At 73.3% G+C, this 12,656-nt stretch carries 11 protein-coding genes; 7 read left to right on the top strand and 4 right to left on the bottom strand.

Annotated elements, in window-relative coordinates; translation table 11 throughout:
* The first annotated feature begins 9 nt into the window (after positions 1–9).
* Both OG764_RS16715 and OG764_RS16710 read left to right on the top strand, forming a co-directional pair.
* The gene (locus OG764_RS16715) at positions 10–1,467 is read left to right on the top strand and encodes an aldehyde dehydrogenase family protein (RefSeq protein WP_328969214.1); all 1,458 of its coding nucleotides are present in this window, start codon (positions 10–12) and stop codon (positions 1,465–1,467) included.
* Between the two features lie 191 nt (positions 1,468–1,658).
* Entirely contained in the window at positions 1,659–2,249 is a 591-nt protein-coding gene (locus OG764_RS16710) for a DinB family protein (RefSeq protein WP_328969213.1), read from the top strand.
* A 3-nt stretch (positions 2,250–2,252) separates the two neighbouring features.
* Here the strand turns inward: OG764_RS16710 and OG764_RS16705 are convergent, their stop codons facing one another.
* A complete protein-coding gene (locus OG764_RS16705) occupies positions 2,253–2,834 on the bottom strand; it encodes a PadR family transcriptional regulator (RefSeq protein ID WP_328969212.1) in 582 nt (193 codons plus the stop codon).
* A gap of 43 nt (positions 2,835–2,877) precedes the next feature.
* Entirely contained in the window at positions 2,878–4,224 is a 1,347-nt protein-coding gene (locus OG764_RS16700; protein WP_328969211.1) for a chloride channel protein, read from the bottom strand.
* Between the two features lie 102 nt (positions 4,225–4,326).
* On the opposite strand from OG764_RS16700, the gene OG764_RS16695 reads away from it, so the two are divergent.
* On the top strand, positions 4,327–5,088 hold the full coding sequence (locus tag OG764_RS16695; RefSeq protein WP_328969210.1) for a MerR family transcriptional regulator: 762 nt from the start codon (positions 4,327–4,329) through the stop codon (positions 5,086–5,088).
* Between the two features lie 123 nt (positions 5,089–5,211).
* On the top strand, positions 5,212–5,910 hold the full coding sequence (locus OG764_RS16690; RefSeq protein ID WP_443055953.1) for a VTT domain-containing protein: 699 nt from the start codon (positions 5,212–5,214) through the stop codon (positions 5,908–5,910).
* Between the two features lie 177 nt (positions 5,911–6,087).
* Here the strand turns inward: OG764_RS16690 and OG764_RS16685 are convergent, their stop codons facing one another.
* Complete coding sequence (locus tag OG764_RS16685) at positions 6,088–7,728, bottom strand: threonine/serine ThrE exporter family protein (protein WP_443055951.1); 1,641 nt, start codon at positions 7,726–7,728, stop codon at positions 6,088–6,090.
* 152 nt (positions 7,729–7,880) lie between these two features.
* Complete coding sequence (locus OG764_RS16680; RefSeq protein ID WP_328973038.1) at positions 7,881–8,372, bottom strand: inorganic diphosphatase; 492 nt, start codon at positions 8,370–8,372, stop codon at positions 7,881–7,883.
* Between the two features lie 181 nt (positions 8,373–8,553).
* On the opposite strand from OG764_RS16680, the gene dacB reads away from it, so the two are divergent.
* From dacB to tilS, 3 genes are all read left to right on the top strand, one after another.
* Positions 8,554–10,032: a D-alanyl-D-alanine carboxypeptidase/D-alanyl-D-alanine endopeptidase gene (gene dacB, locus OG764_RS16675; protein WP_328969208.1), complete on the top strand. Its 1,479-nt coding sequence runs from the start codon at positions 8,554–8,556 to the stop codon at positions 10,030–10,032.
* A gap of 83 nt (positions 10,033–10,115) precedes the next feature.
* Entirely contained in the window at positions 10,116–11,342 is a 1,227-nt protein-coding gene (locus OG764_RS16670) for a zinc-dependent metalloprotease (protein ID WP_328969207.1), read from the top strand.
* A 256-nt stretch (positions 11,343–11,598) separates the two neighbouring features.
* Positions 11,599–12,648 carry a tRNA lysidine(34) synthetase TilS gene (gene tilS / locus OG764_RS16665; protein WP_328969206.1) on the top strand — a complete coding sequence of 350 codons (1,050 nt, stop codon included), beginning with the start codon at positions 11,599–11,601 and terminating at the stop codon, positions 12,646–12,648.
* The last annotated feature ends 8 nt before the right edge of the window (positions 12,649–12,656 follow it).

Raw genomic sequence — 12,656 nt, 5'->3', positions numbered from 1 at the left:
AGGGATGGCATGTCCATATTCACCGAGCTGGCTCACCAGTACATAGACGGCGAATGGCTGGCCGGCACCGGCTCGTGGGACATCATCGACGTCAACCCGTACAACGGTGAGAAGCTCGCCGCGATCACCGTGGCCACCGTGGAACAGGTCGACCGGGCCTACCGCGCCGCCGAGCGGGCCCAGCGGGTCTGGGCCGAGACCAGCCCGTACCGCAGACGCGCGGTCCTGGAGACCGTGCTCCGGCTGACCGCCGAGCGCGAGGCGGAGCTCGTCGAGGCGATGGTCGACGAGCTCGGCGGCACCCGCACCAAGGCCGCCTACGAGATCTACCTGGCCCAGGAGTTCCTCCGCGAGGCCGTCCAGCTCGCCGTCCGGCCCGAGGGCCGGATCCTCCCGTCGCCCGTGCAGGGCAAGGAGAACCGGGTGCAGCGGCTGCCCATCGGCGTCGTCGCCGTCATCAGCCCCTTCAACTTCCCCTTCCTGGTCACCCTGAAGTCCGTGGCCCCGGCGCTCGCCCTCGGCAACGCCGTCGTGATCAAGCCCAACCAGAACGCGCCGGTCGTCGGCGGCGGTGTCATCGCCAAGCTCTTCGAGGACGCCGGACTGCCCGCCGGGCTGCTCAACGTCCTGGTCACCGACATCGCCGAGATCGGCGACGCGCTCCTCACCCACCCGGTGCCGAAGGTCATCTCCTTCGCCGGCTCGGACCGGGTCGGCCGGCACGTGGGAGCGGTCGCCGCCCGCCACTTCAAGCGGACCGTGCTCAACCTCAGCGGGAACAGCGCCCTCGTCGTGCTCGACGACGCCGACCTCGACTACGCCGTGGACGCTGCCGTGTTCAGCCGCTTCGTGTACCAGGGGCAGGTCTGCATGGCCGCCAACCGGATCCTGGTCGACCGCAGCATCGCGGACGAGTTCACCGCCAAGTTCATCGCCCGGGTCCGGGGCCTGAAGACCGGGGACCCCCGCGACGAGGACACCCAGATCGGCCCCCTGATCAACTCCTTCCAGGCCGATGCCCTCACCGCGCTCGTCGACCGCGCCGTCGAGGACGGCGCGACCGTGCTCGTACGCGGCACCACCCGCGGCAACCTGGTCGAGCCGACCGTCCTCACCGGCATCGACGAGGACTCGCCGCTGCTCGGGCAGGAGATCTTCGGGCCCGTCGCCCTCCTGGTGCCCTTCGACGGCGAGGAGGACGGGGTCCGCCTCGCCAACGCCACGCCGTACGGGCTCAGCGGGGCCGTGCACACCCGTGACGTGGAGCGCGGCGTCCGGTTCGCCCAGCGGATCGAGACCGGCATGATCCACGTCAACGACTCGACCATCGGGGACGAGCCGCTGGCCGCCTTCGGGGGCGAGAAGGCCTCCGGGCTGGGCCGCCTCAACGGCGACTCCACCGTCGAGGCCTTCACCACCCAGAAGTGGATCTCGGTGCAGCACGGCCGGACGGAATTCCCCTTCTGAGCCGTCCGAGCCGCCTGAGGCCGTCTGAGGTCTCTGCCTGGCGGGCCCGGGGCCGCCGGACCCGGGCGTTTTCCGAACTCCCGGCCCGCGCCACGCGGATCGAGGACAGAACCTGACCGCATTGGTTCGTAGTGTGTGTCTTGTCAGCAGGACGGCAACGGCAACACCCCGGACCACAAAGGCGGTTGAACATGGTGACCCACGTTCCCTCGGAGCAGTACGGCGACGAGCGCGGAGCGCTCCTGGCCTTCGCGCAGGCCCAGCGCGGCGCGATCCGCCGCTCGGTGCTCGGGCTGACCGAGGAGCAGGCCGCGAGCCGTCCCAGCGCCAGTGAGCTCTCGTTGTCCGGGCTGGTCAAGCACGTGGCGGAGACCGAGCTGGGCTGGCTGCGGCTCGCCCAGCAGCGGCCCAACGAGAAGGAGCGGACCCGGGAGACGTGGTCCGAGAGCTTCCGGCTGGTCACGGACGAGTCGCTGCCCGCCATGCTGGAGTTCTGGGACGCGGTCGCGGCGGAGACCGAGGAGTTCGTCCGCTCGGTGCCCAGCCTCGACGACACCTTCCCGCTGCCCGAGGCCCCCTGGTACCCCAAGGACAGCAAGGTCTCGATGCGCTGGCTGGTGCTGCACCTGATCGAGGAGTTCGCCCGGCACGCCGGGCACGCGGACATCGTCCGCGAGTCCCTCGACGGCCGGACCGCCTTCGAACTGATCGCGGACCTGGAGACGGCCGGCCGGTCCCCGGAGCCGGAGCCGGAGCCGGAGACGGAGTCCCGGGCCTCGTAGCCCTCATGGTCTCCGCAGGCGCCCGGTGTCGTCCGCGAAGGCGTACGCTCCGCCCTCGATGCGGGCCGCCAGCCCGCGGGTCCACTCGGCCTCCGCGTCCGCGGCGTGGACCCACATGTGTGCGACCTCCGCGAGGTGGGCCGGCCGCTCGGCGCCGTCGCCGGCCCGGTCCTGCCGGGTCGCGGCGCGGTGCCGGCCGGACAGCTGCTCCAGCCGTTCCCCGAGCAGCCGCAGCACCTCCGCCCGCGGCAGGTCCACCATGAAGCCGAGCGCCGCGGCGAGCACGTCCCGGTGCGGCTCGTGGCCGGCCAGCGCCGCGCGCAGCAGTCGTACGTACTCCTCGCGGCCGGCGTCCGTCAGCTCGTACTCGGTGCGCGGCGGCCCGCCCGCCGCGCTCGGGGCCACCTCGTGGGCCAGCAGGACGCCCTGCTTCGCCATCTGCTTGAGCGCGTGGTAGATCGAGCCGGGCTTGGCGTTCGACCACGCGTGGGCGCCCCAGGACTCCAGATCGCCCCGCACCTGGTAGCCGTGCGCCCGCCCGTGCTGGCGGACCGCACCGAGGACGAGGAGCCGGATCGCGGACATGCGCCAAGCCTAGGGCCGGGCCGGCGCTCGGTGTCCCGGCCGTTCAGCGCAGCGGAGTTCCGGCTTCCGTCAGCTGCATCTGCGGGCGGTCCGAGACCAGGAGCCAGGCCGGGAGGCTGGCCAGGCACAGCAGCGGGATCAGGCCCGGGGCCGCCCCGGCGAGCACCGCCGCCGTGAACAGGCTCAGCCAGCCCTGCCGGGTGACCGCCATCAGGACGCCCAGGACCGCGCACGTCACCCCCACCGTGGGGTGCACGGACGGCACGAGCGCGTGCGCGGCGAAGCCCAGGGCCACGCCCGCGAACACCGCCGGGAAGATCCGCCCGCCCCGGAACCCGGACGCCGACGCGGTCGTCAGCGCCACCAGCTTCACCGCCGCCATGCCCAGCAGCGCGGCCCCCGAGTACGCCCCCGGGTCCAGGGACAGCTCGTGGACCTCGTCCAGCCCCTTGAAGAGCGTCAGGGGGCCGCCCAGCGCCCCCAGCAGCCCCAGCACCAACCCGCCCGCGGGCAGCATCAGCAGCGGATGGCCCAGCCGGCCGAACGCCCGGTGCGCGTACGGGAACAGGAACACCGCGGCCAGCCCCGCCAGCGCCCCGGCCGACGCGACCACCAGGGCGGCCAGCAGGTCGGCCCAGCCCGGCCCGTCGAAGTCCGGCAGGGTCAGCTCGAAGGACGGGTGCGCGATCAGGGTCGTCGTCAGCCCGCCGGCAGCGGCCGCCACCAGCGGCGCGAACAGCCGGTCCCACAACGCCGGAGCCCGCCCCGCCCCGCCGGGCCCGCCCGCCGAGCCCGCGCTGCCCGCCCCACCCGTACCATCCGCCGCACCCGTACCGCCCGCACCAGCCGCCGCCCCCACCGCCGCCGGCCGGGTGGCGAGCATCTCCGACAGGACCAGCGCCGCCGCCACCGGTGTGCCGAAGAGCGCCCCGATCGTGCCCGCGGCCGCCAGCGCCGCCCACACCTGCGCCGGGCTGTCCGGTGCGAGTCTGCGCCCAAGCCACCACGCCAGCGCGATGTTCGCCGCGGTGATCGGGTTCTCGGGCCCCAGGCTCACCCCGCCCGCCAGCGCCAGCATGCTCGCGAGCAGCAGGCTCGGCACCACCGCGGCCGGCAGCGGCGCGTCCACCAGTCCGGTGGTCGCCGGGTCCGGCCCGGCGTGCCCGGGCACCTTCCACACCACCAGCCCCACGGCCATGCCGGTCGCGGTCAGGACGCAGAGGATCCACACCACCGAGTACCGGCCCAGCCCCATCGCGTCCGGCAGGGTTTCCCACAGCACGTCCTTGAAGGACTCGGCCAGTTCGCTGACGCCGAGCAGCAGCAGGCTCGCGCCCACTCCGACCACGAGCGCGGGTACGGCGGCACGCAGGAGCAGGCGAGGATCCATCGGCCCACCGTATAGGGACAAATGAGACGCGGCGGCTTCGGCTTGCACCTCACCCGACGTGAGGTCACACAGTGGGGTGCGTACCGAGAAGGAGCGGAAACGATGAGCTACTCCGTGGGCCAGGTCGCCGGTTTCGCCGGAGTGACGGTGCGGACCCTGCACCACTACGACGAGATCGGCCTGCTCTGCCCGAGCGGGCGCAGTGCGGCCGGCCACCGGCGTTACGAGGACGCCGACCTGGACCGGTTGCAGCAGATCCTGTTCTACCGGGAGCTCGGATTCCCCCTCGACGAGGTGGCGGTCCTGCTGGACGCCCCGGACTCCGACCCGCGGGAGCACCTGCGCCGGCAGCACGCGCTGCTGTCGGGCCGGATCCGGCGGCTCCAGGACATGGCCGCCGCCGTGGAGCGCGCAATGGAGGCACGCACGATGAGCATCAACCTCACCCCCGAGGAGAAGTTCGAGGTCTTCGGGGACCACGACCCCGACGCGTACGCCCAGGAGGCCGAGCAGCGCTGGGGCGACACCGACGCCTACCGCGAGTCCGCCCGCCGCTCCGCCTCGTACACCAAGGCGGACTGGGAGCGGATCCGGGACGAGGCCGAGGAGAACACCCGCCGGATGGTGGCCGTGATGGCGTCGGGGGCCGCCCCGGAGTCGGCGGCGGCGATGGACGTCGCCGAGGAGCACCGCGCCATGATCACCCGCAACCACTACGCCTGCTCGTACGAGATCCACCGCGGGCTCGCCGAGATGTACGTCGCGGACCCGCGGTTCACGAAGAACATCGACGAGGCCGCCCCGGGCCTCGCGCGGTACACCCGGCGGGCGATCCTGGCCAACGCGGCGCGCCACGATCGGTAAAAGCATGGCAAAGTTACCCCTGCCCGGTACTGGAACCGGGTGGGGGTGACGTGCGTTGATAATTGAAGGCGGACTCTCTGCCCCCGCATCGCCGCGACCCCTCAAGCCAGGAGCCCGGAACCCGTGTACACGACGACGCTTGCACTCGCCCCCGAGTGGCTGTCCCCGGACTACCTGATCTCGGAATACGGCTTGATCGGCATCCTGGTCATCGTCTTCGCCGAGTCGGGGCTCTTCGCCTTCCTCCCGGGTGACTCGCTGCTCTTCACGGCCGGTCTTCTGGTCGCCAACGGCGAGTACATCGACGAGCCGCTGTGGCTGGTCTGCACCCTGATCGTGGCGGCCGCCGTCGTCGGTGACCAGGTCGGCTACATGATCGGCAAATTCTTGGGGCCGAAGCTCTTCAACCGGCCGAACTCCAAGCTCTTCAAGCGCGAGAACCTCGACAAGGCGCACGAGTTCATGGACCACCACGGTCCCAAGGCCATCGTGCTGGCCCGTTTCGTGCCGATCATCCGCACCTTCGCGCCGATCGTCGCGGGCGCCGGCTCGATGAAGTACCGCACCTTCCTGACGTACAACATCATCGGCGGCATCGGCTGGGGCGCGGGCGTCACCCTGGCCGGCTACTGGCTCGGCCAGATCAGCCTGATCAAGAACAACATCGAGCCGATCCTCGTCCTGATCGTCCTGCTCTCCCTGATCCCGGTCGCCTTCGAGGTCCTCAAGGCCCGCAAGGAGGCCCGCAACGCCGCGGCCGGCGCGGTCGAGGACGGCGCCACCCCGGCGCCCGCCCAGCGCGGCCGCCACGCCAAGCGCTGACCCGGGCCGCAGGCCGCAGACCGGCCCCGACCCGGACGCCGACCCCGACCGCCGCCCGCCCGACCGCAGTCCGCGGACGGGCGGGCGGCGGCCGTCGTTGCGGCGGGCGGTCGCAAGCCCCTCGGCGGGCGGTTGCAAGCCCCTGGCTGGGGCAGTCGCAAGCCCCCGGGCGAGCCGTCAGAAGCCGCGCGTCCGCTTGGCCGCGCTGCGCTTGGCCGCCCCCGGGATCCGGATGAACAGACGGGACACCTCCGACCCCAGGTTCACCCCGATCGCGATGGCGAGCGCCACCGCCACCGCGTTGGTGAGCGAGCCGAGGCCCTTGTTCAGCTCGTTCTCGGCGATCGACAGCAGTCCGAAGTACGTGGCCGAACCCGGCAGCAGCGGGCCGATCGCGGCCGTGGTGTACGGCAGCGCCGAGCTGTGCCGGTAGCGCGAGAAGAGCTGGCCGAACAGGCCGACCACGCCGGCCGCGACCGCGGTCGAGGGCACCGGCGGGATGTCGCCCGCGTAGCGCATCGCCCCGAAGATCACCCAGGCCACGCCGCCGTTCAGGGTCACCATCAGCACCGTGGAGCGCTCCTGCTGGAGCAGGATCGCGAAGGTCAGCACCAGCACCATTGACGCGGCGATCTGCACCAGCGGCCGCTCGGTGATGTGCAGGACCGTCTCCGGGTCCAGCGGCGGGCCCAGCTGGAGGCCGAAGTACAGCACCACCAGCACGCCGACGATGATCCCGATGAAGAGGTACATGACCTCCAGCAGCCGGGCCGCGGCGGTGATGTAGTAGCCGGTCAGGCCGTCCTGCACGGCCGCGACCAGGGCCCGCCCCGGAAGCAGCGCGAACAGCCCGCCCGTGATCACCGCCGAGGCCTTCACGTCCGCGTGCATCAGGGACAGCGCCACCCCGATCGCGGCCGGCGGCATCGCGGCCACCGTGAACTGGTAGAACTCCGGCAGCCCGCGCCCGGCGGACAGCCACGCCAGCCGGTCGCCGAGGACCGCGCCGAGGGCCGCCGCGAAGAACACCAGCACCCCGCCGCCGACCAGCGTCGAGGCCGCGCCCGCCAGCAGCCCCGCGGCCCCGGTCAGCACCCAGGTCGGGTACGGGTGCCGGTTGCGGCGGATCTCGGCGAGCCGGCGGTACGCGTCCTCCAGCGTGATCTCGCTCTCCGGCGCGCTGATGTCGGCGACCAGCCGGTAGACCGCCGCCAGCCGGTTGTAGTCGGTGCCGCGGCGGCGGACCGTACGGCTGGCCGTGACCGGGTCCGCGACCAACGAGGGCTGGTACGAGATCGACAGCATGGTGAAGGTGACGGTCGGCTCGCAGCGGTCGAGCCCGTACGAGCGGCTGACGGCGAACATCGCCGCCTCCACGTCCTCCGCCCCTTCGCCGCCGGACAGCAGCAGCTCGCCGATGCGCAGGGTGAGGTCGAGTACGCGGCCGACCGGCGGACCGGCTTCGTCCGGTTTTGCCGCCGCCTCGGCCACGGGCCGCTCGCCGACCGGCATCCGGAGCATCGTGCGCATCCGGTCCTGCCAAGGTGACTCCGGCATCCGGCCGCCGGGAAACCCCTGGCCGGGCGGGTACCCGGTGCCGGGCTGGTGGGCGCTGTAGCTGCTCGGATGGACGAAAGCGGAACCCTCGGGCTCCGTCTGCGCGGCGGCCATGCCCGGCGGAATCGCGAATTCCGAGGACGGATGGTCCTCCTCGGGCGGCCCCCCGGGATCCGTTCCGGGCGGCGCCGTGAACGCGCTCCGCGCCTCGTCGGACCGTGGTTTACGGTCCTCTGCCCCCTCGGACTCCGCCACACGCACTCCATCTGTCCAGGCCCGTGATCACAGTATGCGGAATCGTTTCATCCAAGGGCACCGGGGATACGCCGACGGGCGGCACCCCCGTGGGGATGCCGCCCGTCGAAGCGGAATCGGACCGTGAGCGGCGCGCGGGCCGCCCGCGGCGCGCCGGCTCAGTGGCCGCCGTGCTCCTGCAGACGCTTGAAGGAGGCCTCGATCTCGACCTCGGCCTCGGCGCGGCCGACCCAGTTGGCGCCCTCGACCGACTTGCCCGGCTCCAGGTCCTTGTAGACCTCGAAGAAGTGCTGGATCTCCAGGCGGTCGAACTCGGACACGTGGTGGATGTCGCGCAGGTGCTCCACCCGCGGGTCCGACGCCGGGACGCACAGCAGCTTGTCGTCGCCGCCCGCCTCGTCGGTCATCCGGAACATGCCGATCGCGCGGCACTTGATCAGGCAGCCGGGGAACGTCGGCTCGTCCAGGATCACGAGGGCGTCCAGCGGGTCGCCGTCCTCACCCAGGGTGTTCTCGACGAAGCCGTAGTCGGCCGGGTAGCTCGTGGAAGTGAAGAGGCGACGGTCCAGGCGGATCCGGCCGGTCTCGTGGTCCACCTCGTACTTGTTCCGCGAACCCTTGGGGATCTCGATGGTGACGTCGAACTCCACGTCCTGCTCCTCCATGATCAGCTTCATGCTTCGAGACTGCATTGAATTCAATTGCGTGCGCGTCCGGCCCAGCCACCGCTGGGAGGTGCCCCCAGCCGGGTGGGGTGCCATGCTCGCGGCAAGACGCAGTGGTTAAGTGTCCCTCACGCAGTCGTGTGATCGCGAAAGGGGCTGGTCCGAGGTGCCTTTGGTCAGAACGTGGCAGGTCGCCGCGGGTTCGGCCGCCATTGGCCTGACCCTGGCGATCGGAGCGGTGGCCGCATCCGGTCCCTGGGACTCCGGCCAGCGTAAGGCCGAGCGGGACTGGGCCGCCTCCCGGAGCCGGATGGGTGGCGCAGATCACGGAGCCCCCGCCCCCGCCGCGCCGCCCACCGCAGCCCCCAGCGCCCCGGGTGTACTCCCCGCCCTGCCCTCCACGGCCCCCGCCGGCCCGGCGCACCGCACCCTCGCCGCCGCCCTCGCCCCGCTGCTCGCCGACCCGGCGCTCGGCCGCTCCCGGTCCGCCTCCGTCGTCGACGTCGCCACCGGCAAGGTCCTGTACGCCGCCGACCCCGCGCTGCCGCAGACCCCCGCCTCCACCATCAAGATCGCCACCGCGGCCGCCGTGCTCGCCGCCCGCGGACCCGAGTACCGCATCGAGACCCGCGTGCTCGCCGACCCCGGCGGCCGCCGCATCGTGCTGACCGGCGGCGGCGACCCCACCCTGACCGCCCGTACGGACCGCCCCGGCGCCGCCAGCCTCCTCGCCCTCGCCGACGACACCGCGGCCGCCCTGAAGGCCCGTACGGCCCCCACGGGCGCCCCTCGGGGCGCCGCCGGCACCCCCGGCGCCAAGAGCGCCGCCGCGCCCCCCGCGCCCGCCGTGACCCTCGCGTACGACGAGTCGCTCTACACCGGACCCGTCGACCACCCCATCGGCACCAACGGCAACCTCGCCCCCGTCACCCCGCTCATGGCCGACGAGGCCCGCCTCGACGACTCCACCTCCGGCGACCACGAGCGCAGCCTGACCCCCGCCCCCGACGCCGCCCGCACCTTCGCGCGGCTGCTGAGCGAACGCGGCATCACCGTCCACGGCGAACCCGCCGCCGGCCGCGCCGCCGCCGACGCCGCCCCGCTCGCCCGCACCCTCTCCGCGCCCCTCGCCGCCCTCGTCGAGCGCATGCTCACCCACAGCGACAACGACATCGCCGAGGCACTCGCCCGCCAGACCGCCCTCGCCGACGGCAAGCCCGCCTCCTTCACCGGCGCCGAACAGGCCGTCACCGCCCGCCTGCGCACCCTCGGCGTCGACCTGCGCGGCGCCCGCCTCGCCGACGGCAGCGGCCTCGACCGCGCCGACCGGATCAGCGCCGGACTCCTCACCTCCCTGCTCGTCCGCGCCGCCGACCCGGCCCGCCCCGAACTGCGCCCGGTCCTCACCGGCCTGCCCGTCGCCGGCTTCACCGGCACCCTCGCCGGCCGCAACGCCGACGGCGCCGCCGCCGGCCTGGTCCGCGCCAAAACCGGCACCCTCACCGGCGTGAGCTCCCTGGCCGGCACCGTCGTCGCCCCCTCCGGACGGCTCCTCGCCTTCGCCTTCCTGGCCTCCGACGGCACCGACCGCACCGCCGCCCCCGCGGTCCTCGACCGGCTCGCCGCCGCCCTCGCCGGGGTCTGAGCGGGCTCCGGGACCGCCCGGACCCGAGCGGACTCGCCGCGTACCCCTCACCGGGCGGGCGCCGGTCCACGTACGGTTGACGCATGACGAGCATCCGTGGTGCGGAGATGGTCGACTGGAACCTCGCGGTGGCGACCGCGACCCGACTGGTGCGGCCCGGTCCCGAGGTGACCCGGGACGAGGCCCGCGAAATCGTGGCCGAGCTGCGCAGACACGCCAAGGCCTCGGAACGGCACGTACGGGCCTACACCCGGATGCTTCCCGACGGCGCCGACGTGCACGACACCCCGGTCCTCGTGGTGGACCGGGCCGGCTGGGCCAAGGCCAACGTCGCGGGCTTCCGCGCGCTCCTCGGCCCCCTCCTCGACTCCATGCAGGAACGCCGCGGCCCCACCGCGGGCGGCGCCGTCCTCGGCGCGGTCGGCGGCAAGATCACCGGCGTCGAGCTGGGCATGCTCCTCGGCTTCCTCGCCTCCCGGGTCCTCGGGCAGTACGAGACCTTCGCCCCGGCCACCCGCGAGCTGCCCGGCTCCGGGCCCGCCGGCGGCCGGCTGCTGCTGGTCGCCCCCAACATCGTCCACGTCGAGCGCGAGCTGGACGTGAACCCGCACGACTTCCGGCTGTGGGTGTGCCTCCACGAGGAGACGCACCGGACGCAGTTCACCGCGGTGCCCTGGCTCCGCGACCACCTCCAGGGCGAAATCCAGTCGTTCCTCGGCGCCACCGAGATGGACCCCATGACCGTCCTGGAGCGGCTGCGCGAGGCCGCCCAGTCGCTGGCCGGAGCCCGCCCCGAAGGCGAGACCGGCGAGGCCGGACGCTCCCTGGTCGAGCTGGTGCAGACCCCCGAGCAGCGCGAGGTGCTCGGCCGGCTCACCGCCGTGATGTCCCTGCTGGAGGGACACGCGGACTACGTGATGGACGGCGTCGGCCCCGAGGTCGTGCCCACCGTCACGGAGATCCGCGAGAAGTTCCAGAAGCGCCGGGCCACCGGGGCCGGCCGCCTCGACGCGGCGCTGCGCAGGCTCCTGGGCCTCGACGCGAAACTCCGCCAGTACCGCGACGGCGAGCGCTTCGTACGGGCCGTCGTCGGCCAGGTCGGCATGGACGGCTTCAACCGCGTCTGGACCTCGCCCAACACCCTCCCCACCAAGGCGGAGATCGCCCGCCCCGCCGACTGGATCGCCCGCGTCCACGGCCGCCCGGCCGGCGGCGGGAACACGGCCGAGACCGCCGGGGAAACGGCCGGGGACACGCCCCGGGACGAGGACCGCGGGCAGCGCGGGGACCACGAGACGGGCGAGGGGTGACGCAACGCGAGTGACGTATGAGGCTCAAAGACGTCTCTGTGAGGGCCCCAGCATCACCCATCCGAGGGACCGTGAGCCGTGGATAGGCGTGCGATGCTCAGGGAATGGCTCGGCTCTGTCACCATCGACGCACTCTGAGTGACGTCCCACCGGCCCCGCCCCGGGCGGAAGCCGGCGGACCACCCCGAGCGCCAGCCCGAGCCACACACCCCGAAGCCACCCCGAGGCACCCCAACTCCACCGAAGGGCACCGGACATGGGTCCCCATCCTGCGGTCGCAGCGATACGCCTGGCGGTCCGCCGCGTACTCCACGACGTCCTCACCGACCTCACCGACGTCACCACCACCCCGGCCACCGCCGGCACCGAGGGGGACCGACCCCTCGTGCTCGTCGCCTGCTCCGGCGGCGCCGACTCGATGGCGCTCGCCTCCGCGCTCGCCTTCGAGGCCCCCAAACTTTCCGTTCGCGCCGGCGGGATCACCGTCGATCACGGCCTCCAGCCCGGCTCGGACCTGCGCGCAGCCGAAGTCGTCACCCGCATGACCGCCCTGCGCCTCGACCCGGTGGAATCCGTCGCCGTACGCGTCGGCCGCGACGGCGGACCCGAGGCCGCCGCCCGCGACGCCCGCTACGGCGCCCTCGACGAGGCCGCCGAGCGGCTCGGCGCCGCCGCGGTCCTGCTCGGCCACACCCGCGACGACCAGGCCGAAACCGTCCTGCTGGGGCTCGCCCGCGGCTCCGGCATCCGCTCGCTGTCCGGCATGGCCGAGAAGTCCGGCGGCACGGGATCCGGCTCCGGCACCGCCCGCTACCGGCGGCCCTTCCTGAACATCGACCGCCAGACCGCCCGCAAGGCCTGCATGGTCCAGTCCCTGCCCGTCTGGGACGACCCGCACAACACCGACCCCGCCTACACCCGCTCCCGGCTGCGCCACGAGGGACTGCCCGCCCTCGAGAAGGCCCTGGGCAAGGGAGTGGTCGAGGCGCTCGCCCGGACCGCCCAGCTCTCCCGGGACGACGCCGACGCGCTCGACTCCTGGGCCGCCTCCGCCGAGGCGACCGTACGGGACGAGGGCGGCCAGCTGGAGTGCGCCAAGCTGTACGCCCTGCCCCCGGCCGTCCGCCGCCGGGTGCTGCGCAGGGCGGCCGTCGCGGCCGGTTCCCCCGCCGGCTCGCTCTTCGCCCGGCACATCGAAGAAGTCGACCGGCTCATCACCGGCTGGCGCGGTCAGGGAGCCATCAACCTGCCCGGCCGGGTCGAGGCCCAGCGGCAGGGTGGCAGACTTGTCATCCGGCAGGGCTGATGGTGCTG

It is taken from the genome of Streptomyces sp. NBC_00239, assembly GCF_036194065.1.
Lineage (GTDB): Bacteria > Actinomycetota > Actinomycetes > Streptomycetales > Streptomycetaceae > Streptomyces.
Note: the sequence above shows the minus strand (reverse complement) of the source record. Positions and strands in the feature narration are given on the sequence as shown.